The sequence below is a fragment of the Arthrobacter sp. UYCo732 genome, from assembly GCF_040547265.1.
Taxonomy (GTDB): domain Bacteria; phylum Actinomycetota; class Actinomycetes; order Actinomycetales; family Micrococcaceae; genus Arthrobacter.
On record NZ_JBEPPJ010000020.1, the window covers coordinates 1 to 23960 of the forward strand.

Sequence of the window (23960 nt, forward strand, 5' to 3'; positions counted from 1 at the left end):
TTTTGACTGTGGTAAGCCATATTTTCCCCCAAAAGACGGGCATTTCGTGTTTAAAACGCCGGACCCGATCCCAACCTCATCGGTGGATCAAGGCTGAGTCCGGGGAGTTCCCGCCAGCGGGAACTCCCCGGAGAGTTCGGCTAGCGGGGCTTGTAGACGTCGGATCGGTGTTCGATGCGGTGGACGTACAGGATGTGCTCTTCGATGTCGAGCGTGAACAGGACCCTGTAGTCGCCGCGCCGTGCGGTGCGCAGGCCCAGGAGTTCGTTCGAGAGGGGTTTGCTCAGCCGGTGGGGATTTTCCGCCAGTGCGCCGGTTACGAATTCGACGATCGCGGTTGCTGCTTTCTCCGGCAGCCGCCGGAATCCCTTCAGTGCCGGGCTGGTGACCTCGACGTTCCATGGTGCGGGGCCGGTGGAGTCTGCCTCGGTCACCTCGGCGGGAGCCCGAATTCACGGCGCAGGTCTGCGCCGCTAGTCGTGTTTCCGTCCGCGATTTCGCGTCTGGCCTGGTCAAGGTCTTCGCGGATGCCTGGCCGTGAGAGCCAGTGGATGGTTTCCTGCAGTGATTCCAGGTCATCGGCGGACATCAGCACCGCTGCCGGGTGACCGTGCCGGGTGATCTGGATGATCTCGTGCGTCGCGTCTGCTTCCTCAACAAGGGCGGACAGCTTGTCCTTCGCCTCGCTAAGCGGTACCGTTCTCATGCTCAGAACTATAGCCTAATATCAGGCCTTTCAGTAGCCTTACTTTCAGCCGATAATGAAGATTCTGTCAACTATTCACGGAGGTATTGGCGGAGCCCGGGGATTGCGAAGTCGACTTTGCCATAGCCCGCGGACTCAATGAGGCCCGCAGCGATAAGCCTTTTCCGGTACTTGGACACGAGGTTGGGCTTGGCCTTGAGGATGGCGCCGATCTGCCCGGCCGCGGACGGGCCGTCCTGGGCGGTCATCGCGTCCAGGAACTCGCGGTCTTTGTCAGAGATGTCCGAGAGCGCTGACTCAACGACCACCAATGTGTTCCGTCTCTGAGCGGCGCTGATAGCACGGTGAACGCTGCTCTCGTACAGTTTCCACCCTGCCTTGTCGGCTTCGAGCCAGAGGTAGTAGCCCACGAGTTGGATCAGGAAGGGATACCCCTCGGTGGCACCGGCTGCTTTGTCGATGAGGTCGGGGGAGATGCTGATATCTCCCTCGCTGAAGAGATCCCTGTAGGACGCGGTTACTTCTGCGATGGCTGCTTCGTGGAGGTTGATCCTGTCGGCGCGTCGCAGGAAGGTGGCAACGCCTTCGTTGAGGAGGTCGGACACGGCCGATGGCAGGCCTGCGAAGATCAGGCCGATGGGCAGCCCGTCGCGGATGAAGTGTTGGACGTCGGCGGCCAGTTGCGAGATCTCCGTCCTGTCGACGGCATGAATCTCGTCAATGGTGATGACGAGTCCGGTGCCTTGTGCGTCCAGCAGGCGCAGCAGTTCGTTCCCGGTCCGGCGCCAGTCCGCGGCCCGTTCCGGAGGGAGCTGGGTCGTTAACCCGAACCCTGCTGCGGAGAAGGCTGTGATTTTCCGGGCCGGCTGTCCATCCCCGAGTTCGTCGCGGAGGCGAAGCATGTCATCGCCGATCCCGGCAAGGAATCCAGGCGTGGCTGTCCGGGAGATGACGGCCCACCCGTGTGCCCGGGCGATCTCTTCGGCCGCGCTCAACATGACCGTCTTGCCGATGCCCCTGGAGCCCGTGATGATAGTCAAAAGCCCTGGCGCGCCGGAACCTTGCTGCAGGCCGTACTCGAACTCGTCCAACAGCCCTGCCCGTCCGACCAGTACTGGAGGCGTGGCTCCGGCCGTTGGCTTGAAGGGGTTTTGCACGGCATCTCCCGGGTGAAAGTAGGTGAAACTGGTGAAAGTGGTGAAACTTCGTCCACCCTATGCCGGCACCTCACGCTAAGCAAGGCGCGGTGTCCAGCGGTAGCATCGGGCCATGACTCCTGAAGAGAACTGTCTCGAGCACGCGCTGCACGTCGGCGAGGGGCTGACCGGCCCTGAGCTTGGAGCAGTTAGGTTTCGAACCGCGCCTTGAGGATATGACTGAGGACCAGCGGAGCCACCTGGACCCTGATGACCTCGACTGGATGGATTCAATCATTCCGGAGCGGCGCGACAGAAGCCTGCTCCAGGCTAAGCTTCTGGCCGGGGCCATGTGGGAGGCTTCCGTGGTCCTGATAGACCAGCTTTTCGAGGATCTTTCCGGCTTACGGATCCGTGAGCGGATCGATCGACGGGACATCGCCAATACTTTCGTCCTGTCCGGACTGCCACCCAGACACGCGGAGAGATATGACGCACGCTTCGCCCAACAGTTTTGGTTATTGCTGCGGACATGACCGTGGCGCTGATCCGCGGCTGGACACGCCCGTCATGCGTCGCCCAGGAGTTGGCGCAGCGTTGCCTTGTCGACTAAGTCGAAGTCAGCCAGGATCTATACGACCTGGATCTAGCAGACGGCTGGCGGGGCCTGCTTGAACAACACATGCTCGAAGACACGGACAGTGAAATGCTGTACCAGAACCCAATGGACGGCTTCGAAGGCGATATCGCGCTGAACATGCAACTGGGCCTTGCACCGATGAATGTCCAGGACTGGTTCGAGCCATTCAACGACGCCTCCGTCCCGCCGTTCGTGCGCTAATCGACATGCTAACTCCCCCGTCAAACCATCATTTGAAACGCAGATAACGATCTTTCGTCAAGCGAGCGTTCCATGCAGGGGAGAGGCCACGAACGTGTTCCGGGTATGGCCCCAGACCCACGACCTGCAGGTCGGGACCGACCCGGCAGGCAAACCCCTCGCCATCCGCAACCACGGCCAGATCTGGCTGGTCGACCCCGACACCGACTCCCAGCATTGGTACGGACGGGACGCATGGTGGGACACCCGCCGCACAGCCGCCGTCGACAGCGGCGACCTGGTCAGCATCGAATACTGGCGGGTCCAGGTCCGCCAGGGAACTTCCGGCTCCGCCCTCCGGACCTTCACGTTGCGCCGGAACCCGCTCTCCCCGCACTGGCTCCTCGAAAGCATCAGCGACGGCGACGAGACAACCGAAAATTGAACGACCAACCCTTCAACGATCAGACGTGGGCAGGGATTCGGCCAGAATACACGCTGCCAACCCTCGGGCAGGTACGGCGCCGGCTCTCCGAGCTCATGGAAGACCCCGAACCCGTGATGCAGCAGCTCGTCCGCGTCTTCATCGACGACGGCACCTTCTGCCCGGGATTCCAGTTCCTCCCCGGCAACCCCCGGTTCTCCGGTTGGTGCGCGCCTGTGCCTGTGTGGTAGTAGGCTTTCTAGAGTGACACGGGGTGCCCTGGGCAACAGGGCTGAGATAAGACCCGTTGAACCTGATCTAGTTCGTACTAGCGAAGGGATGTTGCGGATGACTGTTCGCCTGACACCTGACCATATCTGCACGATGCTCGCCCGGTTGCGGGAGACAGGGCCATTGGTGCAGTGTCTGACCAACGCGGTTGTGACAAACTTCACCGCGAATGTGCTTCTAGCCGTCGGGGCGGCGCCAGCCATGGCTGATGTCCCCACCGAGGCCGGCCAGTTTGCCCGGATAGCTTCCGGAGTTCTGATCAACGTGGGTACTCCCCACGCGGAGCAACGGGTCGCCATGGTCGAAGCCGCCTCGGCCGCTCAGGAGGCAGGCACTCCCTGGGTTCTTGACCCGGTCGCGGTCGGTGTCCTGCCGGTGCGTACTGCCCTTGCCAGTGAACTGCTCTCTTACGCCCCGACCGCTATCCGGGGCAACGCTTCAGAGGTTATCGCACTGGCTGGGTTGGGGGCAGGTGGCCGTGGTGTTGATGCCGTCGATAGTCCCGAAAGTGCGCTGGCAGCGGCCGGCCGCCTGGCCAGTGTTCACGGTTCCGTCGTGGCCGTTTCCGGGGCCGTTGATCTGATTACTGATGGCATCGATGTGATCCGGATCGGTAACGGCCACCCTTATCTGACCCTGGTCACCGGGGGTGGCTGTGCACTGGGTGCGGTCACCGCAGCTTTTTTGGCTGTGGATGGCGACCGTCTGGCAGCGACGGCTGCAGCCACCGCGGTGTATACCGTCGCTGCCGAAATCGCCGCTGACGGCGCCCGCGGCCCGGGCAGTTTCGCGGTCGCGTTCCTGGATGCGCTGGAGTCTGTGGATGCCGAAATAATCCGGTCCAGAGTGGCTATCTCATGACGGGCGCCGGCAGGGCTGGCTTCACCCCGGGGATTTATCTGATCACTGATGATAAGTTGTGCGGGGAACGCGGAGTGGTGGAGTCGGTCAGCGCCGCCGTTGCCGGAGGCGTGCGAATGGTACAGATCCGGGAAAAAACGGCCAGCGCCGCCCGGTTCTACGATCTGGTGATGCGTACCGCGGATGCCGTCGGTGACCGGGCCACGGTGTTGGTGGATGACCGGGTGGATGTTTTTCTCGCCGCCCGGGCGGGCGGTGCGGCTGTCCACGGCGTCCATATCGGTCAAAGCGATCTTCCGGCACCCCAGGTCCGGGCAATTGTTGGCCAGGACGCGTTGATCGGGCTGAGCGCCAACACGGCCGAACATCTCGCGCAGCTGCACGCCCTGCCTTCAGGGACGGTGGACTATCTGGGCGTGGGCGTGATCCGTCCGACGTCGACCAAGCCGGACCATCCGGCGCCCTTGGGCATCGAGGGGTTCGCCGCTATCGCTGCCGCTACGCTGCTGCCCTGCGTCGCAATCGGCGGCATAACCCCGGCCGATGTCAGTGCATTGAGGCGCGCCGGAGCGGCCGGCATCGCCGTGGTCTCAGCCATCTGTGCCGCCGAAAACCCTGCCCGCAGCGCCAAAGAGTTTCTCAAGGAATGGACCCACTGAACACCGCAACCGCCTACATACCCCGCCCAGCCATCTCTCCATTTCCGGTTCCGGCGCCGCTCCTAAATCGCGGCACCGCGCGGTCGGATAATCCCGGCAAAACCGGCCCACCATCTATCCGGCACCAGCAAACGCTCCGCATACGCGGGGATAAGGACTTCTCGTGAACAAACGACGACGCTTACTCGTGGGCGCAGCCAGCGCCCTCACCCTTACCGCCATGGCAGCCCTGTCAGCCTGCGCCGGTGCGGGAGAAAATTCCACTCCGGCTTCTTCCGGGACCACGCCCATTACCTTCGCCCTGGACTGGACGCCCAACACGAACCACACCGGGCTGTACGTGGCGCTCAACAAAGGCTATTTCGCCGCCGCCGGACTCGACGTTCAGGTACTGCCCTACAGCCAGTCCTCCACCGACACCCTCATCAACTCGGGTGCGGCGGACTTCGGAATCAGCTTCCAAAACACGGCGACGTTCGCCGCAGCAGCGGGGGTGGCCAACACCTCGGTCATGTCGGTGCTCCAGCACGATGCCACAGCCATCGGCGTCCTGGCCAGCCGGAAGGACATTGCCAGCCCTAAAGACCTCGATGGTAAAACCTTCGGCACGGCCGGGCCCAGTGCCACGTTCCCTACCGAAGCCGCAGATGCCATCAGGAACGCCGGCGGAACAGGCAACTTCGGTCGCGTCACCCTGGGCACGTCCGCCTACGAAGCCCTGTACGCCGGCAAGGTCGACTTCACCTCAGCCTTCAAGACCTGGGAAGGCATCGACGCCTCCCTCCGCGGCACTCCGATGAAGTTTTTCAACCTGCATGACTACGGCGTGCCGGACCAGTATTCGGTGATCATTGAAGGCAACCGGGAATGGATCAAGGGACACCCGGACGTGACCAAAAAGTTCGTCCAGGCCCTCCAAAAGGGATACCAATATGCCGCAGCCGACCCCGACGCTGCCGCGAAAATACTTGTTGACGCCAACCCCGGTATCTTCGCCAACGACCAGCTGGTCTACAAGAGCCAGGAAGAACTGAGTGCTTCCTACCTGAAGGACGCCAACGGCCAGGTCGGCACTCAAACAGCGGATCAGTGGAAGCAGCTGGCGGATTTCCTCTACAAGAACGCCCTGCTGGCCGATGAAAGCGGCAAACCCCTCTCCAAACCCCTTGACACCATGGCGTTGTTCACCGATGAGTATCTGGCCGGCAAATAGCTCCCGCGCCCTCCCCTGTCCCGGACGCGGGCCGCGGGACCGTAACGGCAGAAAGGCAACGCTGTGAGTGGGGGTCCGGGAGACGGAGCGGGGTGTGGGGGAAAAGCGGGCCGCTCCCGGAAAACGGGGTCTCCCCGCCGGTTCAGGACGCTCACCACCGCTGTGCCCCCGGCCGTGATTGTCCTCGCTCTCCTGGCAACCTGGCAGGGCGCAGTCGCTGCCGGCGGCCTGAAACCAACTGTGCTTCCATCTCCGCAACGGATCGTGGAGCAAGGCTGGTTGGCGCGCGAGATCATCTGGGCCAACACGGTGCCGACGCTGCAGGAAACCTTTCTTGGTTTCGCCGTCTCCCTGACCCTGGCCTGGGTCCTTGCCGTCGTCATCGACTTCTCACCGTGGCTTCGCCGGGCCCTGATGCCCCTGCTGGTGGCATCCCAGACCATACCGATCATCGCGATTGCCCCGCTGATGATCATCTGGTTCGGCTTCGGTCTGATGCCAAAGATCATGGTCATCGCTTTGGTCACGTTCTTTCCGGTGACCGTCGGCCTGATCGACGGCTTCAACCTCACCGACCGTGACGCGGGCAATCTGCTGCGCAGCATGGGCGCCAACCGGTGGAAGCAATTCGTCTATGTACGCCTTCCATCGGCTCTTCCTTCCTTCTTCACCGCCCTGCGGATCGGCATTGCCTACGCTGTTACGGGCGCCATTTTCGCCGAGTACATTGGCTCGCGGGAAGGGCTGGGTATCTACATGGCCACGATGAAAAACTCGTTCCGCACCGACCTCGTACTGGCAGCAGTCGCAGTCACCGCCTTCCTTAGTGTGGGCCTGTTCCTGCTGACCTACGCCGCCGAGCGGCTGATCATCCCCTGGCACTCCAAGGAACGCAGGAACCGCCATGTCTGAACCCACCGCTGCCGCACCCAGGGTCGAAGTACGTGCAATTAACAAATCCTTCGAGCTGGGCCACGGACAATCCCGTCCTGTCATCAACAACGTCAATTTCTCCGCACAACAAGGAGAATTCCTTGCCATCATCGGTCCCAGCGGATGCGGAAAGAGCACCCTTTTCAACATCATGGCCGGCCTGGAAAAACCCCGCGACGGCGAAATCCTCATCGATGGGCGCTCCGTCACCGGGGAACGTGAACACTTTGCCTACATGCCGCAAAAAGACCTCCTCTTTCCCTGGCGCACTATCCTTCAGAACACCGCTCTGGGCCTGGAAGTCTGCGGCGGAAGCAAAAAGACCGCGCGGGCACGTGCCGCCAGCCTCTTCCCGGCCTTCGGGCTGGCCGGTTTTGAGAACTCGCATCCCTTCGAGCTCTCCGGAGGAATGCGGCAAAGGGCCGCCCTGCTGCGCACGGTCGTCCAGGACCGTGACGTCCTATTACTGGATGAGCCCTTCGGCGCCCTCGATTCCCTCACCCGCACCGACATGCAGGCGTGGCTTCAAGATGTCTGGTCCCACAACTCCTGGACCGCGGTCCTGATCACCCACGACATCCGTGAAGCGATCTACCTGGCCGACCGGGTCGTCGTACTCAGCCCCCGGCCCGCCTCCGTGCGCCTAAACCTCCCCATCGACCTGCCCAGACCACGTCAACTGTCGATGATGGCATCGGCCCGGTTCGCCCACTACGAACTGCAACTCCTCGAAACCCTTCACCGGCCCGGCAACCTCAACGACACCACGGATGCTGCCCACGGAAGGCCTCGGGCCTGAAAGCACAAAGCCCGAGAGGACTCCAGGGAGGAGGGACGTTCCTGACGGAAGGCTATCCAATACGCCCGCTTGGAGCCCCTTGTCGTCAGGGGAACCAGCTTGTGGCAACCCTGTCGCGGACGGTATCGGATGATCGGAACCGCCGCCATGCCGTAGTGGCGCTTTTACGCAGGGGCGCCGACAGCCGGGCGGTCCAGCCCGAGATGCCCGCGCAGCGTCGAGGCGGTGTAGCGGGTGCGGAAGAGTCCTCGGCGCTGGAGGACAGGGACGACGTCATCGACGAACTCGTCCAGGGAGTCGGGCAGCAGCGGGGGCATCAGGTTGAACCCGTCAGCGCCCCCGGAGCGGAACCAGAGCTCCATCTGGTCAGCGATCTGCTCCGGCGTGCCGACCATTGTGCAGTGGCCCCCTCCTGCGGCCAGGCGCCCAAGTAACTGCCGCACGGTGGGACGTTCGGTTTCAATAATGCGCAATATGGTGGCATAACGGCCCTGCGGCCCAGTAAATTCTGCCGCCGACGGCAGGGACGGCACGGGGGCGTCCAGCTCCCAGCCTGTACAGTCCTGCTGCACGAACGTGCCCAGCCGTGTCAGGGATTCTCCGGTGGGCAGCAGCGTATCCCCCCGGTCCTGTTTGGCCCGGGCTTCGGCCTCGGTGGAGCCCACATACGTCACCAATCCGGGCATGATCGCTACCTTCCCCGGATTACGCCCGGCCGCAGCGATCCGCTGTTTCATATCCGCATAGTAGGCCTGGGCGCTGGGAAGATCGTAGGCAACGGCGTAAATCCCTTCCGCGTACCGGGCGGCAAGATCCCGGCCGGCCCCGGAAGCACCGGCCTGGAACAGCACGGGGCGTCCCTGTGGGCCCCGGGGCACGTTTAAGGGCCCCTCCACCCGGAAGTGGTCGCCCTCATGATGCAACGGCCTGACCAGGGCCGGATCGGCATAGAACCGGGCTCTGTCCCGAACCAGCGCATCATCAGCCCATGAGTCCCACAACCCCAGCGCTACCTCAATGAACTCTGCGGCGCGGCCATAGCGCTGCGCGTGGTCGGGCATCGCTTCCAGACCATGATTGCGGGCTTCAGCATCGAACATGGACGTGACCACGTTCGCCCCGATACGTCCGGCACTGATGTGATCCAGGGAGGCGAGCATCCGGGCGGCATGAAAAGGGGAATAAAAGGTGGCCGAGACGGTGCTGATAAGCCCGATGTTTTCCGTTGCCCGGGCCATGGCCGCCAGCGCGGTCAACGGTTCCAGAAACCATCTCGGACCGGCGCCGACGTCACCGGCGGACTGCCCGTCGGCGAAGAACACGGCATCGAAAAGGCCGCGTTCGGCGCTTTGTGCGAGCCGCTCATAGTAACCAATCTCTCCGAGCTGCTCCAGCGGCGATCCGGGCCGCCGCCAGGCAGCACCGTGGTGGCCGGCTCCCAGCAGGAAAGCGTTCAGATGCAGTTGCCGTTTCCCGTTCATCGCGAGGCCGCCTAGTCCATGACCAGTCCGCCGTCGACCACCAGGTTCTGCCCGGTAACCGACCGCGCCCAGGGCGAGGCGAAAAACAAGATGGCATCGGCGAACTCGGCCGGGGTGGTGACCTTACCCAGGGGGGTCGAAGCGGCAATGTAGTCAAAGACCTCCTCCGGCGTTGCGGCGCTGGCATCGGTGGTGCGCAGCAGGCCGCCGGAGACCATGTTCACGGCAATATTGTGCTGCCCCAGATCCTTGGCCATGGTGCGGGTCAATGACAGCAGGGCGGCCTTGGCCGCGGTGTAGTCGTGGTACGGGACCACCGGGTTCTGGAACAGATTGGTCCCGACGTTGATGATGCGCCCAAACCCGTGGCCACGCATCCCCTCCCAAGCCTGCTGGGTCGTGTTCAAAGCCCCCCGGACACTGCCGCCGAATTGTGCCTCAAAATCCGCCCATGAAATATCCCCGGCGCCGGAGCGGGCATCGCCGTTAAACGAGAAATCGGCCAGCGCATTATTGACCACAGTGGTGACGGCGGAACCGAAATGGGCCCGGGCCTGCTCCAGCATCACCGACACCTGACCGGAGTCGGTGACGTCAGCCTGCAGTGCAACAGCGTGCTCAGGGCCATAACCGGCGGCCAGTTCCCCGGCGGCTTCGGCGCTGCGGCGATAATTGATGACCACCCGCGCCCCCCGGGCCGCGAACGCCTGCACAATATTGCTGCCCAGACCGCGGCCACCGCCGGTCACAAGAACGATTTGTTTTGCCAGTTCCATCAGTTTCTTCACCTTCGGATAAGGCGAAAGGATGCGATCCGGGCGCCAGGACCGTGCGAACCGTTGCAGGACATCCCTTCGCTAGTGTCAACTAGATCAGGTTCAACGGGTGTCATCTCAGCCGGGCCAACAAGCCGCCCGGCACCCCGTGTCACTGGGACCGATTATACCCACCCCCGGCCAAACCAGCGCCCTCACCTGCCCGTGCTGCCGCCGTGCCCTGCCCGACCTGATTCCCAAACGGCTGTCGTGCCGGACACCACGGCGCGACCGCCGGGCCTCCCGTACCTGCGGGCACCGGTCTCCCCCGGGTGGACCGGACGGCCCTTAAAACCACCAAAATAGACACCTCCAATGTCCGCATCAACCTACAGCGCCCCCTCAGAGGTGCAACGTTGGTGCGGCAGCGTCGGAACCGTCAGAGCCCGGTACCCCGGGGAAGGCCCCGGGACCGGGTGCTCACCCGGGACAGGAACGGTTGGGTTCCATAACTGGTGAAAATGATGGATCGGACCTGCGCCTGAACCGACCTGCAGTTCCCAGGCATGAAGCAGACTGTCCTGCAGCCACGCTTTGGTCACCGTCAAGGCCTCTGTCCAATCACCAAAGCGCACCTGCAGGGTCGCCATGGCGGAGGACATGGAGCATCCCGTCCCATGAGTATTGGCCGTCTCCACCCGCCGGGCAGTGACCCTCGTAAAACTCCCGGTTCCCGGCCAGCCGTCAGGCAGCATGCGGGGTTGAATGCCGCCGGCTGCCACCGGATCTTCACCGGTCACGGCGTGAGCGGAACGAGCGCCAGCCGGCCCGAACTGGACAAGATGCGGGATCACCTGCGGGACGGTGACGAGGTGGTGGTCTGGAAGCTGGACCAAGCTGGGGGCGCAACACCCGTACCGCTACCTCAGCATAGGAAGCAACGAACTGGTCTGATGAGGACCAAATGCGACGCCACAGACGGCTGAAATGGGTGCGTGGCCCGCGATTTACGTTTCTGCGGGGCACTCTTGCCGGACACCCGCGATGATGATGGCCGCGGCCACGGAAAAGCACTGAGCACTGAGCTGGACCGCCACGTTGCGCTGACAGAACGACGCCAGATATCGCTGCCATTCACAATGCAAAGGAATCGGATGGCGTGTCGTATTTATTTCGAGGCCGCTGACCGGCCGTCTCAGTTCCTTGAAACCGGAACACTCCTGATGGGACAATCCCCCACAGTCGCCCATCACACTGTCAACATTCGGCACAGTGCGCGGATGAATATTCGTGGCGGTGTTCTGTGATCGCTCGGTGTCGCCGCCCAGGCTTTGCGCCGTCTTGAATCCGCCCGTTTCAAGACACAGAGGTTTCGAGACACCGCGTCGGATCAGGAGAAGGAATCGACCGCCCGCACGGGAACCGACTGTGAGAATGTCACTGTCAATTGAGCCTAGTGGGCGGAAACCGCGCCCTGGCCGGGGACCACCCCCAGAGCGTTGACAACCTACCGTGACGCCGTTAGCTTTCCTGTTACGAAGTCGTCTTCGTGATCTCGGATCGGGAGTGCCGTCTTGGCTATTGAACTGTCAAGCCCCGGGTTTGGTGGAGGGTTTGTTAGACCCGTTCCATCGTTTTGATGGTGGGCAGATTGGTTACGTCCCGTGGAGTGGTGTAGTTCCCGGCTTCTGAGCATCGGATTTCCGACGTGAAGAGCCATCGTGCGATGGTCAGTGAGTACCGATCAAAGAACTCACAAAGGACACAAACACACGATGGCTCCAGACCAGTCTGCCCTGCTCGACCTTCTTGGACAACTGAAACTCACCGATGTCTCCGACCGGATCCGCACCGCGACCGAAACGCTGTACCAGCAGCTCATCGAGGCCGAGGCGACCGCGTTCATCGGCGCCGCCCCGTTCCAACGCTCCGAGGCACGCACCACCCAACGCAACGGGTCCCGGCCCAGGACGTTGACGACCACCGCCGGGGACCTGAACCTGAAGATCCCCAAGCTTCGGAACGGGTCGTTTTTCCCGGCCCTGCTCGAGCGGCGCCGCCGCGTGGACCAGGCCCTGTACGCGGTCGTGATGGAGGCCTACCTGCACGGGGTCTCCACCCGCAAGGTCGACGATCTGGTCAAGGCGCTCGGGGCCGACACCGGGATTTCCAAGTCCGAAGTTTCCCGGATCTGCGAGGACCTGGACCATGAGGTCGGTGCGTTCCGGGACCGGGACCTCTCCGCCATGGACTACCCGTACGTGTTCCTGGACGCAACCTACTGCAAGGCCCGCGTCGGGCACCGTGTGGTGTCCCAGGCGGTCGTGGTCGCCTTCGGCGTGGCCGCGGACGGGCGGCGGGAAGTCCTGGGCTTCGACGTCGGCGACAGCGAGAACGAGGGATTCTGGACCGCGTTCCTGCGGTCGCTGAAGGCCCGCGGGCTGGACGGGGTGCAGTTGGTGATCTCCGACGCCCACAGCGGCCTGAAGAAAGCCATCGGGACGGTATTCCAGGGCACGGCATGGCAGCGCTGCCGGTCCACTTCATGCGTAACGTGCTCTCGACCGTGCCGAAGGGGTCCCAGGAGATGGTCGCCTCGATCATCCGCACCGCCTTCGCCCAGCCCGATACCGGGCACGTGAACACCCAGTTCGATGAGGTGACCCGGATGCTGCACAAATCGCATCCGAAGGTCGCCGCGATGCTCGGCGACGCCCGCGACGACGTCCTCGCATTCGCCGGGTTCCCGGCCAGGCACTGGCGCCAGATCTGGTCCACGAATCCCATGGAGCGGGTCAATAAAGAGATCAAAAGACGAACCGACGTCGTCGGGGTCTTCCCCAACCCGGCAGCGCTCCTGCGGCTCGCCGGCGCGGTTCTCGTCGAGCAACATGACGAGTGGGAAGCCGGAGACCGCCGCTACCTCTCCGAGGCCTCCATGGCCGAACTCAAGGCCATGAATACGGCACCCGCCGAACCCGTAGAGGAGGCGATTTTGCTCCCCGAACTCACTGCAGCATAATCAGAGAACTGACCCGCACGGTGTCGAGGCAAACTCCACCACTCAGCGGGACGTAACCGGCAGATTTGAGCAGAAAATGGTTTCGGCTTCTACCGGCGGTATATAGCCGATCTCGCCGTGGAGACCCTGCAAGTGATGACCCTAGTGCCTTGCGCGCACCGTGGTGATGGACTCGTTCAACATCGTCCGTCCCACCGGCGATCCCCTGGACAGGTGAAGGCAGCAGACGAGTGGAAACAGCAGTAAGGGTTTAGGACTTGTCGCCGCTGATGAGCACGACCCTCGCGGGTAGAGACTCGCCCGCGAAACTGCCCGGAGCATCCGCGAGCCCCGAACGCTACACTTCAGGTCGTCTCTCAACCCCAGGGTTGCAAGACTGGTCATCGACACATTTCGATGCCTGTGGATTTGACCGCTTTGTGGCGGCCTTTTTTGATCGTTCCATGTCGCTAGTTGCCGATGACAAGGATGCTTGCGGCGGCTTCGACGACGTCGTCGTCAGTGATGGTCTCGAGTTGATTGATTTTGAGTACTCTCTGGATTTGAGGGAAGAGGCGTTCGAGGAGTCGGAAGTTGCCGCGGGTGATTCGTTCGATTGCGGCGATGGCTTGGGCATCGGTGAAATCGTCAGGGTCCAGGGTGTGGTTGAGGCGTTTCCAGTGTCGGTCCAGGACAAAGAGGAGTTCATCCCGCCCAAGGGCAAGGTATCGGTGCGAGAAGCCCAGGCGGCTGTAGAGCTGCGGGTAGTGGCGGAAGCGTTGGTCGATGCCTGGCATGCCGATCAGAATGATCGCGATTTGGGTGCGGTCGTGTTTGTCTCTGAGGAGTTCCAGGGCCGTTGGCGTGAGTCGTTCGGCCTCGTCGATGATCAGAAGTTCGACCCATTTGTTGGTATTGCCGACATGGACTCCGGTGATCTTGCCGATGAGGCGTTGGTGTTCGTCTGCGCAGATGCCGATTCTGATTTGCAAGTGGTCGATCTCGTGCATGAGGTCCTTTGGTCTGGGGAGCACTTCAGGTGTGTAGAAGACGGTGCGGGAGCGGTTGGCGAGGGCGTAGTGCTTGGCGTCGTGGTCGCCCCGCGGGCCCCATTCTGTGATGTAGGGCTCGAGAGCGTCCCAGTTCGCGTACCGACGTGCTGATTGGGTCTTGCCCACGCCGGCGTCACCATGGCAGATGCCGATGGTCTGCTCCTTGCGGACGGCGTTGGCGAATTCGGTGAAGCGCCGGTGCTCTTTGGTGATGATGAAGTCCTTGTTCATGGTTCGTCCTCTTCGTAGGTGCGCAACCGACGCCGGCGCGGTGCTGGACTGCTCTGCCGGGGTTCCTCGCGGTCAGCGAGAGCCGGTATGCGTTCGTTGATGGCGCGGCGCAGCTCGCGTCGGCGGGCTCTACGCGCGGCTTCAATGTCGCGGAGGCTGAGGCGGAGATTGGGGTGGGCTTCATCGATGGCGACGCATACGAAGGTGTCGTTCTCGTAGACCCGGATTTCGGAGACGTCTCGGGAGTCGTAGCGGATGGTCACGGTGTGCCCGACGAAGGGAGCGAGAGTGGGCGCGAGATACCGCTGGCCCTGGAAATGGATGCCGTCGCGTTGCACGGTTCGGTTTTTGGGAACGGTCAGAAGGAGCCCGTCGAGTTCGTCCAAGCTCTCGGGCATCCGTGGCAGCCAACCGTCAGCGATCCATGCGTCCCGGGGTGAGGTGCCAATCTCGCGGTGGGTTCGGGCGTTGTAGTCAGCGATGAAACTACCAATGGCTTGGTCCAAGCCGGGGAGGTCGAGCTTCGGTAGGAGTTTGCCCGGTCCGAGTTGCCCGGGGAGCGTAGAGAGTAATTCCGTGTTGACGGTTCCGAAGAAGCGCTCGATCTTTCCCCTGCCTTGGGGCCTGGCCACCGTTGAGTGGATGATGCGGATATGAAGTGCGACGGCTGTGCGTTCAAGGTGGTGGCTGGTGAAATCTGACCCGTGATCCACGTGCAGGATGTCGGGAATGCCGCACATCGCCCAACTCGGGTCGCTCTTGCGCCAGATCGCTTGCCGGAGTGCGAGGGCTGTGTTCAGGGCCGAAGGCGCGCCGGTGAAGACCATGTAGCCGCAAAGGGCCCGGGAATAGTCATCAATCACCGTCGTTAGCCAGGGTCGTTCGGGTTTTCCATTGCCCCGCTGATAAGGATGTCGAGTTCAGTGTGATCTGCCTGCCAGATCCGGTTCGGGCGGTCGGCCCCCGCCGACGCAGCACCAGTTCGTGTCGGTCCCGATACGACGAGGGGCCTTCGAGGGCGAGCGCGACGAGGGCAGGGTCGAGAGCTTGGACATTGTCACGGACGGTGGCGTAACTGGGTGCCCGGTTGCCCCGTTGGTGTGCTACTGCGGCGGTGAGTCGGTGCAGGGTAGCCATGCTCGGGCGGGGCTTCGTCAGCGCGAGGCCTTCGATGAAGGTGACCATCGCTGAGTCTGTGCGCCGGGTGCCCGTGTTGGCCCGTGGTTGAGGGTCGAGGGCGCCGGCGCCCCCGGCGCGATAGAGCTGATGCCAGCGTTGAAGTGTGCGAGGACTGACGCCCATCTCGAGGGCGAGGGTCGCAAGCGGAATCCGGTCCTCAACGTGAAGTCGAAGAACCTGCCAACGCTCATCGCCGTCCAGGAGTGCCTACACCTTGTGGCCCTGGCGTGCAGCGAGGGCTTGCTGGTGGCGGTAGAGCGTTGCCCGGCTCCAGCCCACGAGGCGGGCCGCGTCTTCAGCGGTGCGCCCCTTCGCGCGGGCGTCCTGGGCAATGGCCAGCTTGTCCGCGATGACCAGTGGATCGGACGCTGGCCGGCCAAAGCGTGTGCCGCTCTGCCTTGCCGCCGCGATGCCGGCGTTGACTCGCTCAATGATGAGTTCGCGTTCGTATTCAGCGAGAGTGGCGAGCATATTCAGCATCAGCCGGCCTGTGGAAGTGGCAGGGTCGATACCGTCCGAAATGGAACGGACATGAACACCGCGCTCACGCAGCACGTTCACCGTGTTCAGGACATCGACCAGGGACCGGCCCAAACGGTCCACCCGCCACACAACCACAGTGTCTCCAGGCTCGGCGTAAGCGAGCAACCTCTTCATTCCGGGCCGCTCAATTGCGGTCCGGCTTCCGGAGGTGACATCGGCGAACACATCGCGTTTTTGAACCCCGGCCGCGACCAGCGCATCGAGCTGCAGCTGAGCGTCCTGACTCGATGTACTCACGCGCGTGTATCCGAGATGTCTCACCTGGCCATTTTGCCTCATAAAGTCCGGGAGTGGAGTGACTCAAGACAGTTTTCGTCGAGACGAGTTCCTGAGACACGGGAAGGGCCGAAACGGTGCAGGCTGTGAATCTCAGCGATAAATGGCGGTCTTTTCGCAGCGTTATTTGTCACCCCGCGGCCCGCAAGGGGATCGGTTTGCGGGCCTTAGGCATGCACTGGAAATAGAGTCATTGGATGCTAACGCCACAACCGACTGATCGATTGCAGTTCCGTGAGATGACTGATGCCGACCTCGACAACATGACCGCGTTGCTCGGAGACCCCGAGGTGATGCGCTTCTACCCTGCACCCAAGTCTCAGGGAGAAGCAGCAAGCTGGATTCATTGGAACCTGGAGAACTACGCGGAGCACGGGTACGGCCTGTGGATTATCGAGACGCATGACGGAGAGTTCATAGGCGACTGCGGGCTGACCTGGCAGCAAGTGAACGGCGCGCAGAAGCTTGAGGTCGGGTACCACGTGAGTTCCGACCTGCACGGCCAGGGGTACGCGACGGAAGCAGCCACTGCTTGTCGCGACTACGCCCGAGAACATATTGAAGCCACCGAACTGATAGCTATCATCCATCCGGATAACCGAGCTTCTGAGCGGGTAGCTGAGAAAGTGGGAATGCACCGCGTAGCTGATGATCGAGACGGGAACATCCCCGTCCGAACAGTGCTGAGCATGCAGCTGTAGACACGTCCCAGGCCGCCCGCTGGAGGATCCTTTACCGGGCGGTGAAGGTAAAGATGGTCACAGGGGACGCCGCGGCTCCTTGTGCCTGGTAGAAGTCGAGAGCGTGTTTGTCTTCGTTGTCGGCTGGCACAAATACCTCGCCGAAGCCTGCTGCGGCTGCGGCGTCGCGTAGTTCGAGAACCAGCCTGCTTCCAACGCCCTGTCTCTGGTGATCCTGGCGCACTGCAAGGTCATAGATGAATACCTCTGACGATGGGGATCGCGTCATGGGCAGAGTGTGGGCGGTGATGCCGCCAACAATGTCGTCACCGGCGAATGCGGCGATGGCCCAAAACGAATCTCGATCGAGAAGCCAAAGAAGATAGTCGTCGGTGAGCGGCTCGGCATCCTCTGCCAATACAGCAGCCATCATCGCGAACATGTCACGCGCCACTGTCAGATCGCCTCGGACGAGCCGCTTCGTCCAGAGAGTAGTCACTTTTCAATCGTGGCATGCCCGATCCGCACGAACAATGCCGTCCGCAACAGAAACTTGGGTTCGAATCGCCACTCTGGATTAGGTCCGTCAGGGGGGACCCATCAAACACACCTGGCGCTGCCCAGTGTTGTTGTTTTCCTACGAAAAACGCAGCCTCATCATCACCGCCAACTTGGAGTTCTCCCGCTGGGGAACCGTGTTGGGGGACGACAACATGGGCCGCCGCGGCCATCATCGATCGGCTGGTCCACCACGGACGGCTCCTGCAGTTCCGCGGGGAGTCCTACAGAGTCAAAAATGCCCTGATGAAATAGGCACACCGCCGCAATGGCAGGAAACCGAGCCCACGTGGCCTGATTCTTAGCGCCGAAATGGCCGACTTAAAGTTGACGAAACACACTAATCTCCCGGGGCATGATGTCGGGGGTCTGAGGATCGGTCCGGAACTTCACGCTAACCTCGCCCTTTCATGAGGAGCGGAGTCCAGGGGCGTGTTTTAAAGGAAGAAGGTGCCTCTGAGGGGGGATTCTGTCGATCGAAGCAACACCTATTTCAAGGTGATTCATATTGTATTTGGCTTCGACGTTTCTAGCAGGTATAGGATTTAAGGCCTCGATTAGTCTAGGAAATGGTCTCAAAACCCTCCTCCCGCCCGTGCGTCCGGCATCGGCAAAGAGAGACCGGTTACCGGCCCGTTTGCCGTGAATATCCTGAATTGCCATGAATCATGGGTAGGGCCGCGTCGTTTCACCAACAACGGCGGCGGAAACACCAGTTCACGTAAGGTAACGGGACGTCGCATTCGGTGCTGTCCCGGTTCTGGTCTACTTCACGGCGATGAGCTCGACCAGCCGGATGTTGGGATCCTTGGCCAGGAGGCTCGGGCCGTGTTCGCCGAGCGCCGCCGGGATGGCACCGTTGAGATGCTCCTGTCGCGCTTCCTCGGTCTCGAAGGTGTCGAAGATGCCGAAGGTGTTTTCGTCGACGCGGAAGGCGTACCAGGTCTTAGTGCCCGGCTCGGTGGCCACGATGTCACGGCTGCCGCTGAGGAAGTCCCAGACGTCCTGCTCCTTGCCTGGCTTGGCCTCGACCAGTGCCAGTACTCCAAAGTTAAGCGCCATTGCAGTCTCCTCAATAACATCAGCGGAATCGGCCGCCTGCGGGCCTATTCCAGAGTCTAGGAACATGCCCGGACCAGAACAAGGCTGTGCCGGAACGAGGGGGTTGAGGACCAATGCTCGCGTAAGTCACGATAAGCATCTTGTCGAGAAACGAGGGATTGCCGACACCTGTCCTCAAAGAGCGAATTACAGCGAAATCCACGTCGATAAGCCGTGTTGGGAAACAACGACGGAAAACCCTGGACGCAACAGAACCGACATCCTCAACTCAGGAACAAAATTGCCGCCAAATCAAGGAAGACCAATCACTAACGTGACTTTCCCGAGCATTGGTCCTCACGCCCCGAATCCGCCGCGCCGGCCAGGCCAGGATCCACGCCTGGCTGAAGAAACAGGGTGCCCGCTCCTCGGCCGCTGTCGCCACAGCCGCCGTCGAGGCCGCGGAGTCCCAGCACACCATCGTTCCGGCCCAGCACATGGGGGAGTCGATCGTCGCCGCTCTCGCGCGGGAGGTCCTCACCCTGAACGAGGAACTGGCAGAGCTGGACGCGCTGATCGGTCAGAAAGTCGCCGAGCACCGGCACACCCGGATCCTGCTGAGCATGCCAGGCTTCGGTCCCGTCCTCGCCGCGGAGTTCCTTGGCGCCACCGGCGGAGACCTGACAGTCTTTGAAACCGCGGACCGGTTTGCCGGGGTCGCCGGACTCGCCCCGCACCCAGGGACTCGGGCAGGATCACCGGTAATCACCACCGGCCCCGGCGCTACGACCGCAGACTCCTCCGGGTGTTCTACCTCTCCGGGCTTTCGGCGCTGAAGAGCTGTCCCGCCTCCCGGGCCTACTACGACCGCAAACGAGTCGAAGGTAAAACCCATATCCAGGCCATGTTCTTCCTGTCCCGGCGCCGCCTGAACGTCCTCTGGGCCATGCTCCGCGACGGGACCACCTACACTCCAGTCCCGGCGACAAGTGCACTGTCGTGTCCCTGATGGCATCAACGTCCCCGCACGGTTGCTTTCCGGCGTCTGCCGTTTTCCGGCAGCGACGACCGCGGCGCAGCCCATAGGACGTCCTTGTGTGGGGGTTCCGGGCTATGCGTCGAATGGGAAGGTCAGGAACGAGTGCAGTCCCTGCGCGAGGTACGTTGATGCCCCGGTGCTCTGGAGGTCCTCGTCCGCGGTGGTGTCGGTGCTCTGTTGGGTGAGCCAGCGGGTGAGTTTGGTGGCGCAGGCGGGGTGGTCGGTAAATCCTGCGTGTTGTTTTCTGGTGCCAACCCATGGCCCGGCCTCGGTGCAGGGCGCATTGTTCAGGACAGGGGTTAACAGGCATTCTTCGAGGGTGCCGGGGTGGGGGGAACCGCGGCGGGCGAATTGCCAGTGGTAGGCCAGCGCCCGGAGCATGGTGTGGATAGTTTTCTCACCCCGGGACGGCGGAGGTCCCGCGCCCAGCCGGGAATCGCGGCAGCTTCCATGGGCCGGGCGAGATGGTAGCCCTGGCCATACGGAATGCCCAGGATAGTCGCTGCTTCGGTGATGGCTGCGTTTTCGAGGCCTGCGGTGAACGGGGACCGGAAGTACGCTTACTATTCCATCGCGGGAATGCTACCGTGAACTTCCACCCGCAGGCGGATCTTGGAGACGACGATGAGCGTGAATGAGGCAGGGAAAGAGCCCCGCGGCGACGATTCCACCAGTGACCGGAAGCTGACAGGCCCTGCTGGCCTTGGCCGGGATGGCACCATTCCCGGCTCACCGGATGGTGTGGGACTCGGTGCGGGCACGGAGCCGAACACCTTCGAGCCGGAAGAGGATCCGGACGCAACCGCCGAAGCGGCCGAGGACATCGAAGATACCCGCTGAGGAGACCTCCGATGCCTCCGGGCCGTGACCCGGGTCGACCGCTGGTGTTGGTGGTCTCATCAAAGACCGCGTCGGTGTATTCGATGGTTTTCCATGCCGTCTCCGGGATCCCGGCGATGGCGCGTTTGACGGCCGGGTCCATGCGGACGGTCACCGAGACCTGCGCCCCTCCGGCCAGCGCGCACCGTCCTGGAACTGCAAGGCACACCGTGCATCCCGATGGAGGAAGAACGCATCGGCCGGGACCAGCTCATCTTCTCCCGCTCCTTCGCCACCCCCATCACCACCGCCGCCGGCATCCGGCAGGTCATGAGCGTCTACGGCCAGCAAGCCTCCGCCCGGCTGGCCAAACACGGCCTCCAGGCCAAAGTCCTCACCGCGTTCGCCGGCACCTCACACTTCAACCCGAACGACACCTCCTATCCTTCGGTGTGCGTCCCGATGCCGACCGCGGACCCGGTGCTGCTCGCCAAGGCCGCCCACGCGCTGCTGCCCCGCATCTGCGAGGGCATCCGGTACGCCAGGGCCGGGATCATGGTCACCGACCTCCGCCCCACCGGCAACCAGGCACCCCTGCCCCTGTTCGAAACCCGCACGAGGAACGCCACATCGGCACGCTCCTGGAGGACGTCACCCGGAAGTACGGGCGCGGCTCCATCGACCTGGGCCACGGCGGCATCCGCGGCGGCCCGGACTGGACCATAAAACGCGACATGCTCTCCCCCCGCTACACCACCCACTGGGATGAACTCCCCCTCGTCAAAGCCGCCTAAAACACCCCGCACGACAGCACCACGAAAGAACCACACCCATGAGCAAAAAATTCCTGACCGCGATCGAATGCCGTCCCGGTTGAACTCGACGTGCACCTGGTGTGCGGCCACGTCGCAACGCACAAAACCCCGGCCGTCAACGACTGGCTGGCCGAACACCCGCGTTTCCACATGCATTTCACCCCGACCGGCTCCTCCTGGATCAACCAGGTCGAACGCTGGTTCGGCTTCCTCACCGACCAGCTGCTGCCCGCGGCGTCCATAAAAGCGTGTAGGCCCTTGGAAAAGGATGTCAGCGCCTGGATCGAAGGCTGGAACAGCGATCCCAAACCCTTCGTCTGGAAGACGACCGCCGAGGAGATCCTCGGTTCCCTCGCCAAATATATCTCACGGATTTCCGGCGCAGAACACTAGGGCGTCAAACAGTAGGGCGTCAAACAGTAGGGCGTCTCTCCTAATCTCTGCGTAGCCGGTTTGGGACGACTGAGGTGCCTCTCGTACTGCCGTTGACTGATGCCCAGTGGGCTCGGATCGAGCTGGGACCGGGCAAATACCCGAACATCCGTTTCCGCTCGCGTACCAGGTCCCCGACTTGGCGTCCCGGATTCCGGGATGCGGAAATTAATTATCCTATTGTGAAATACTATGATTCGGCTTACAGTTGTTGACATCCTCGACGATGAGGATTAATTCCAAGAGATTGGTCTGGATTCATGTACATCTCACAACCTGCTGGGCTGAAAGCGAGTTCGGCCCTTGCCGGGAGGGACACGGCGCCTTTGCGCATCCTCCCGTTCAGCTCTGATCGCCCCGGCGGCGCATTCAGACACCGACCGCCGTGGGCAGATCCCCGCAGCTGACCGGTTTGTGTCATTTGGAGGCACTGCCTCCGCCATCGTGCTAAAACCCGCGCGATCAACGCTCATCCCGGGCTACCGGTTTTCGAGAGCCTTCCGCTTCCCCGACGCTCTGACCCGCCGGAAGCTCCGAGCCGCAGTCCCCAGTACCTGTATGGACTATTTCGCATACCAAATTTCTTCATTGCCAGAGAGGCTTTTCCATGAATCCGGAGCCGGAGACCACCCCACAGATTGATACCCCACCGATCGATGCGGCCAACGCCGCGGATCATGCGCATCACGTTCACCACGACCCGATCCTTCACGAGCCTCCGGTCGATACCCGGGCCCTAGGGCTGGCGCCGACCAGTGCCCGCCTTTACAACCAGGATCTCGCGCCAACGAAGATGGAGGGGCGGCGGTGGACCGCCTACAGCATCTTCACCCTCTGGGCCAACGATGTGCACAGCCTGGGCAATTACGGGTTCGCCATAGGACTTTTCGCGTTGGGCCTTGGCGCCTGGCAGATCCTGCTCGCGCTCGGCGTCGGTGCGGTGCTGCTCTTCCTCCTCCTGACGTTCTCGGGCTTCATGGGCCACAAGACAGGTGTCCCGTTTCCTGTCATGAGCCGCATCGCCTTCGGCATCCACGGCGCGCAGATCCCGGCCCTCATCCGCGGCGGCGTCGCCATCGTCTGGTTCGGAATCCAGACCTACCTGGCCTCGCTGGTACTCCGCGTCCTCCTCATCGCACTGGCTCCCGGTCTCGGTGAGCTCGACAAGGACTCCATCCTCGGCCTCTCCACCCTGGGCTGGGCCTCGTTCCTCTTCCTCTGGATCGTGCAGGTCATTATCGTCCGCTACGGCATGGACATGATCCGCAAGTACGAGGCCTTCGCCGGTCCGATCATCCTTATCACCATGTCAGCCCTCGCCATCTGGATGTTCATCCAGGCCGGCGGTTCCATTGCCCTCTCCACGCCCGATGCCCTGACCGGCGGTGCCATGTGGCTCGAGATCTTCGCCGGCGGCGCACTCTGGGTCTCCATCTACGCCACGTTCGTGCTGAACTTCTGCGACTTCACCCGCGCCTCGACCACCCGCAAATCCATCATCAAAGGCAACTTCTGGGGCATCCCGGTCAACATGCTCTTCTTCGGCCTCATCGTCATCGTCATCACCGGTGCGCAGTTCAAAATCAACGGGGTCGTGATCGGCAGCCCGTCAGACATCGTCCAATCCATCCCCAACACCTTCCTCCTGGTGGCGGCCGCCCTCGCGCTGCTCGTGCTGACCATCGCAGTGAATCTGATGGCGAACTTCGTGGCCCCCATCTACGCCCTGACAAACCTCATGCCCAAGCGGCTTGACTTCCGCCGGGCCAGCCTCGTCAGCGCAATTGTCGGACTGGTCATCCTGCCCTGGAACCTCTACAACAACCCCGCAGTCATCGTCTACTTCCTGGGCGGCCTCGGCGCCCTCCTCGGCCCGCTGTTCGGCGTCATCATGGCCGACTACTGGCTCATCCGAAAGACCAGGATCAACGTCCCCGAGCTCTACACCGAGGCCAGCCACGGATCCTACTTCTACCGCAACGGCGTCAACTTGCGGGCGGTGGCCGCGTTCATCCCGGCCGCGATCATCTCGCTCCTCATCGCCTTCATCCCGGCACTGGAACCGGTCGCCGCGTTCTCTTGGTTTATCGGCGCGGGCATCGGAGCCATCGCCTACTTCGTCGCCGCCGACCGCAAACGGACCTTCCATGACGTATCCGGAGAGCCGATCGCCGTCCCCAGCCTCCACTAGAACCCCCCAGCCATCGGCCGGCCGG

Annotated in this window: 29 protein-coding genes, 2 pseudogenes and 2 riboswitches; of the genes and pseudogenes, 18 read left to right on the forward strand and 13 right to left on the reverse strand. The window is 62.5% G+C overall.

Features of this window, described 5'->3' with window-relative positions; genetic code table 11:
* Positions 1-140: 140 nt before the first annotated feature.
* The 3 genes from ABIB45_RS18645 to ABIB45_RS18655 form a co-directional block, all read right to left on the reverse strand.
* The gene (locus ABIB45_RS18645; RefSeq protein ID WP_354217331.1) at positions 141-434 is read right to left on the reverse strand and encodes a type II toxin-antitoxin system RelE family toxin; all 294 of its coding nucleotides are present in this window, start codon (positions 432-434) and stop codon (positions 141-143) included.
* On the reverse strand, positions 431-706 hold the full coding sequence (locus ABIB45_RS18650; protein ID WP_354217332.1) for a type II toxin-antitoxin system Phd/YefM family antitoxin: 276 nt from the start codon (positions 704-706) through the stop codon (positions 431-433). Before ABIB45_RS18650 ends, ABIB45_RS18645 begins: the two co-directional genes overlap by 4 nt.
* A gap of 71 nt (positions 707-777) precedes the next feature.
* Complete coding sequence (locus ABIB45_RS18655) at positions 778-1863, reverse strand: DUF8462 domain-containing protein (protein WP_354217333.1); 1086 nt, start codon at positions 1861-1863, stop codon at positions 778-780.
* 215 nt (positions 1864-2078) lie between these two features.
* Between ABIB45_RS18655 and ABIB45_RS18660 the strand changes: the two genes are divergently transcribed.
* The 9 genes from ABIB45_RS18660 (at position 2079) to ABIB45_RS18700 (ending at position 7842) form a co-directional block, all read left to right on the forward strand.
* Entirely contained in the window at positions 2079-2378 is a 300-nt protein-coding gene (locus tag ABIB45_RS18660; protein WP_354217334.1) for a hypothetical protein, read from the forward strand.
* Positions 2379-2524: 146 nt separating this feature from the next.
* Positions 2525-2683 carry a hypothetical protein gene (locus tag ABIB45_RS18665; RefSeq protein ID WP_354217335.1) on the forward strand — a complete coding sequence of 53 codons (159 nt, stop codon included), beginning with the start codon at positions 2525-2527 and terminating at the stop codon, positions 2681-2683.
* 94 nt (positions 2684-2777) lie between these two features.
* A complete protein-coding gene (locus ABIB45_RS18670) occupies positions 2778-3107 on the forward strand; it encodes a hypothetical protein (RefSeq protein ID WP_354217336.1) in 330 nt (109 codons plus the stop codon).
* Positions 3104-3337 carry a hypothetical protein gene (locus tag ABIB45_RS18675; protein WP_354217337.1) on the forward strand — a complete coding sequence of 78 codons (234 nt, stop codon included), beginning with the start codon at positions 3104-3106 and terminating at the stop codon, positions 3335-3337. Before ABIB45_RS18670 ends, ABIB45_RS18675 begins: the two co-directional genes overlap by 4 nt.
* A gap of 9 nt (positions 3338-3346) precedes the next feature.
* A riboswitch (TPP riboswitch) is annotated at positions 3347-3443 on the forward strand.
* Positions 3435-4238 carry a hydroxyethylthiazole kinase gene (gene thiM / locus ABIB45_RS18680; protein WP_354217338.1) on the forward strand — a complete coding sequence of 268 codons (804 nt, stop codon included), beginning with the start codon at positions 3435-3437 and terminating at the stop codon, positions 4236-4238. It overlaps the preceding riboswitch by 9 nt.
* Positions 4235-4897, forward strand: coding sequence for a thiamine phosphate synthase (thiE, locus tag ABIB45_RS18685; RefSeq protein WP_354217339.1), 663 nt, complete (start codon positions 4235-4237; stop codon positions 4895-4897). The genes thiM and thiE overlap by 4 nt, the downstream gene beginning before the upstream one ends.
* Positions 4898-5060: 163 nt before the next feature.
* Complete coding sequence (locus ABIB45_RS18690; protein WP_354217340.1) at positions 5061-6110, forward strand: ABC transporter substrate-binding protein; 1050 nt, start codon at positions 5061-5063, stop codon at positions 6108-6110.
* Between the two features lie 162 nt (positions 6111-6272).
* The gene (locus ABIB45_RS18695) at positions 6273-7022 is read left to right on the forward strand and encodes an ABC transporter permease (RefSeq protein ID WP_354217341.1); all 750 of its coding nucleotides are present in this window, start codon (positions 6273-6275) and stop codon (positions 7020-7022) included.
* On the forward strand, positions 7015-7842 hold the full coding sequence (locus tag ABIB45_RS18700; RefSeq protein ID WP_354217342.1) for an ABC transporter ATP-binding protein: 828 nt from the start codon (positions 7015-7017) through the stop codon (positions 7840-7842). The genes ABIB45_RS18695 and ABIB45_RS18700 overlap by 8 nt, the downstream gene beginning before the upstream one ends.
* A gap of 164 nt (positions 7843-8006) precedes the next feature.
* Here the strand turns inward: ABIB45_RS18700 and ABIB45_RS18705 are convergent, their stop codons facing one another.
* From ABIB45_RS18705 to ABIB45_RS18715, 3 genes are all read right to left on the reverse strand, one after another.
* Positions 8007-9323, reverse strand: a complete 1317-nt coding sequence (locus tag ABIB45_RS18705) for an LLM class flavin-dependent oxidoreductase (RefSeq protein ID WP_354217343.1) — start codon at positions 9321-9323, stop codon at positions 8007-8009.
* A gap of 11 nt (positions 9324-9334) precedes the next feature.
* Positions 9335-10099, reverse strand: coding sequence for a 3-oxoacyl-ACP reductase (locus ABIB45_RS18710; RefSeq protein WP_354217344.1), 765 nt, complete (start codon positions 10097-10099; stop codon positions 9335-9337).
* 56 nt (positions 10100-10155) lie between these two features.
* Positions 10156-10258: riboswitch (TPP riboswitch) on the reverse strand.
* A 209-nt stretch (positions 10259-10467) separates the two neighbouring features.
* Entirely contained in the window at positions 10468-10833 is a 366-nt protein-coding gene (locus ABIB45_RS18715) for a bifunctional hydroxymethylpyrimidine kinase/phosphomethylpyrimidine kinase (protein ID WP_354217345.1), read from the reverse strand.
* Here ABIB45_RS18715 and ABIB45_RS18720 point away from each other — a divergent pair.
* Both ABIB45_RS18720 and ABIB45_RS18725 read left to right on the forward strand, forming a co-directional pair.
* On the forward strand, positions 10756-11064 hold the full coding sequence (locus tag ABIB45_RS18720; RefSeq protein WP_354217346.1) for a recombinase family protein: 309 nt from the start codon (positions 10756-10758) through the stop codon (positions 11062-11064). The genes ABIB45_RS18715 and ABIB45_RS18720 overlap by 78 nt on opposite strands.
* 789 nt (positions 11065-11853) lie before the next feature.
* Positions 11854-13100 (forward strand): annotated as a pseudogene (locus tag ABIB45_RS18725) (IS256 family transposase).
* A 449-nt stretch (positions 13101-13549) separates the two neighbouring features.
* Here ABIB45_RS18725 and ABIB45_RS18730 read toward each other — a convergent pair.
* Genes ABIB45_RS18730 through ABIB45_RS18745 form a run of 4 tightly spaced genes read right to left on the reverse strand, consistent with a single transcriptional unit; the run spans position 13550 to position 16363 of the window.
* Positions 13550-14362, reverse strand: a complete 813-nt coding sequence (locus ABIB45_RS18730) for an AAA family ATPase (protein ID WP_354217347.1) — start codon at positions 14360-14362, stop codon at positions 13550-13552.
* Entirely contained in the window at positions 14359-15225 is an 867-nt protein-coding gene (locus ABIB45_RS18735) for a TnsB C-terminal domain-containing protein (protein ID WP_354217348.1), read from the reverse strand. The genes ABIB45_RS18730 and ABIB45_RS18735 overlap by 4 nt, the downstream gene beginning before the upstream one ends.
* Positions 15218-15742 (reverse strand): helix-turn-helix domain-containing protein, encoded by a 525-nt coding sequence (locus tag ABIB45_RS18740; RefSeq protein ID WP_354217412.1) that lies wholly within the window; start codon positions 15740-15742, stop codon positions 15218-15220. Before ABIB45_RS18740 ends, ABIB45_RS18735 begins: the two co-directional genes overlap by 8 nt.
* 6 nt (positions 15743-15748) lie before the next feature.
* Positions 15749-16363 carry a recombinase family protein gene (locus ABIB45_RS18745; RefSeq protein WP_354217349.1) on the reverse strand — a complete coding sequence of 205 codons (615 nt, stop codon included), beginning with the start codon at positions 16361-16363 and terminating at the stop codon, positions 15749-15751.
* 194 nt (positions 16364-16557) lie between these two features.
* Between ABIB45_RS18745 and ABIB45_RS18750 the strand changes: the two genes are divergently transcribed.
* A complete protein-coding gene (locus tag ABIB45_RS18750) occupies positions 16558-17061 on the forward strand; it encodes a GNAT family N-acetyltransferase (RefSeq protein ID WP_354217350.1) in 504 nt (167 codons plus the stop codon).
* A gap of 31 nt (positions 17062-17092) precedes the next feature.
* On the opposite strand, the gene ABIB45_RS18755 is transcribed toward ABIB45_RS18750, so the two are convergent.
* A complete protein-coding gene (locus ABIB45_RS18755) occupies positions 17093-17539 on the reverse strand; it encodes a GNAT family N-acetyltransferase (RefSeq protein ID WP_354217351.1) in 447 nt (148 codons plus the stop codon).
* A gap of 824 nt (positions 17540-18363) precedes the next feature.
* Positions 18364-18660: a putative quinol monooxygenase gene (locus ABIB45_RS18765; RefSeq protein WP_354217353.1), complete on the reverse strand. Its 297-nt coding sequence runs from the start codon at positions 18658-18660 to the stop codon at positions 18364-18366.
* A 329-nt stretch (positions 18661-18989) separates the two neighbouring features.
* Between ABIB45_RS18765 and ABIB45_RS18770 the strand changes: the two genes are divergently transcribed.
* Together ABIB45_RS18770 and ABIB45_RS18775 are read left to right on the forward strand one after the other, a co-directional pair.
* The gene (locus tag ABIB45_RS18770; RefSeq protein ID WP_354217354.1) at positions 18990-19475 is read left to right on the forward strand and encodes a transposase; all 486 of its coding nucleotides are present in this window, start codon (positions 18990-18992) and stop codon (positions 19473-19475) included.
* Complete coding sequence (locus tag ABIB45_RS18775; protein ID WP_354217355.1) at positions 19445-19648, forward strand: hypothetical protein; 204 nt, start codon at positions 19445-19447, stop codon at positions 19646-19648. Before ABIB45_RS18770 ends, ABIB45_RS18775 begins: the two co-directional genes overlap by 31 nt.
* 102 nt (positions 19649-19750) lie before the next feature.
* On the opposite strand, the gene ABIB45_RS18780 is transcribed toward ABIB45_RS18775, so the two are convergent.
* Complete coding sequence (locus tag ABIB45_RS18780; protein WP_354217356.1) at positions 19751-20059, reverse strand: hypothetical protein; 309 nt, start codon at positions 20057-20059, stop codon at positions 19751-19753.
* A 243-nt stretch (positions 20060-20302) separates the two neighbouring features.
* Between ABIB45_RS18780 and ABIB45_RS18785 the strand changes: the two genes are divergently transcribed.
* The 4 genes and pseudogenes from ABIB45_RS18785 (at position 20303) to ABIB45_RS18800 (ending at position 23935) form a co-directional block, all read left to right on the forward strand.
* Positions 20303-20518 (forward strand): hypothetical protein, encoded by a 216-nt coding sequence (locus ABIB45_RS18785; RefSeq protein WP_354217357.1) that lies wholly within the window; start codon positions 20303-20305, stop codon positions 20516-20518.
* 180 nt (positions 20519-20698) lie between these two features.
* A pseudogene (locus ABIB45_RS18790) lies at positions 20699-21291 on the forward strand (DinB/UmuC family translesion DNA polymerase); the annotation flags it as partial.
* A 99-nt stretch (positions 21292-21390) separates the two neighbouring features.
* A complete protein-coding gene (locus tag ABIB45_RS18795; RefSeq protein WP_354217358.1) occupies positions 21391-21705 on the forward strand; it encodes a transposase in 315 nt (104 codons plus the stop codon).
* 646 nt (positions 21706-22351) lie between these two features.
* Positions 22352-23935 (forward strand): NCS1 family nucleobase:cation symporter-1, encoded by a 1584-nt coding sequence (locus ABIB45_RS18800; RefSeq protein ID WP_354217359.1) that lies wholly within the window; start codon positions 22352-22354, stop codon positions 23933-23935.
* Positions 23936-23960: the final 25 nt, after the last annotated feature.

What these genes read in the sequence shown, in the direction of transcription:
- ABIB45_RS18780 (WP_354217356.1), bottom strand. Translation starts at nt 20,059, where the DNA reads ATGCTCCGGGCGCTGGCCTACCACTGGCAATTCGCCCGCCGCGGTTCC.
- thiM (WP_354217338.1), top strand. Translation starts at nt 3,435, where the DNA reads ATGACTGTTCGCCTGACACCTGACCATATCTGCACGATGCTCGCCCGG.
- ABIB45_RS18715 (WP_354217345.1), bottom strand. Translation starts at nt 10,833, where the DNA reads ATGCTGCCTGACGGCTGGCCGGGAACCGGGAGTTTTACGAGGGTCACT.
- ABIB45_RS18750 (WP_354217350.1), top strand. Translation starts at nt 16,558, where the DNA reads ATGCTAACGCCACAACCGACTGATCGATTGCAGTTCCGTGAGATGACT.
- ABIB45_RS18800 (WP_354217359.1), top strand. Translation starts at nt 22,352, where the DNA reads ATGAATCCGGAGCCGGAGACCACCCCACAGATTGATACCCCACCGATC.
- ABIB45_RS18745 (WP_354217349.1), bottom strand. Translation starts at nt 16,363, where the DNA reads ATGAGGCAAAATGGCCAGGTGAGACATCTCGGATACACGCGCGTGAGT.
- ABIB45_RS18730 (WP_354217347.1), bottom strand. Translation starts at nt 14,362, where the DNA reads ATGAACAAGGACTTCATCATCACCAAAGAGCACCGGCGCTTCACCGAA.
- ABIB45_RS18700 (WP_354217342.1), top strand. Translation starts at nt 7,015, where the DNA reads ATGTCTGAACCCACCGCTGCCGCACCCAGGGTCGAAGTACGTGCAATT.
- ABIB45_RS18765 (WP_354217353.1), bottom strand. Translation starts at nt 18,660, where the DNA reads ATGGCGCTTAACTTTGGAGTACTGGCACTGGTCGAGGCCAAGCCAGGC.
- ABIB45_RS18650 (WP_354217332.1), bottom strand. Translation starts at nt 706, where the DNA reads ATGAGAACGGTACCGCTTAGCGAGGCGAAGGACAAGCTGTCCGCCCTT.
- ABIB45_RS18710 (WP_354217344.1), bottom strand. Translation starts at nt 10,099, where the DNA reads ATGGAACTGGCAAAACAAATCGTTCTTGTGACCGGCGGTGGCCGCGGT.
- ABIB45_RS18660 (WP_354217334.1), top strand. Translation starts at nt 2,079, where the DNA reads ATGACTGAGGACCAGCGGAGCCACCTGGACCCTGATGACCTCGACTGG.
- thiE (WP_354217339.1), top strand. Translation starts at nt 4,235, where the DNA reads ATGACGGGCGCCGGCAGGGCTGGCTTCACCCCGGGGATTTATCTGATC.
- ABIB45_RS18665 (WP_354217335.1), top strand. Translation starts at nt 2,525, where the DNA reads ATGCTCGAAGACACGGACAGTGAAATGCTGTACCAGAACCCAATGGAC.
- ABIB45_RS18720 (WP_354217346.1), top strand. Translation starts at nt 10,756, where the DNA reads ATGAGTATTGGCCGTCTCCACCCGCCGGGCAGTGACCCTCGTAAAACT.
- ABIB45_RS18785 (WP_354217357.1), top strand. Translation starts at nt 20,303, where the DNA reads ATGAGCGTGAATGAGGCAGGGAAAGAGCCCCGCGGCGACGATTCCACC.
- ABIB45_RS18705 (WP_354217343.1), bottom strand. Translation starts at nt 9,323, where the DNA reads ATGAACGGGAAACGGCAACTGCATCTGAACGCTTTCCTGCTGGGAGCC.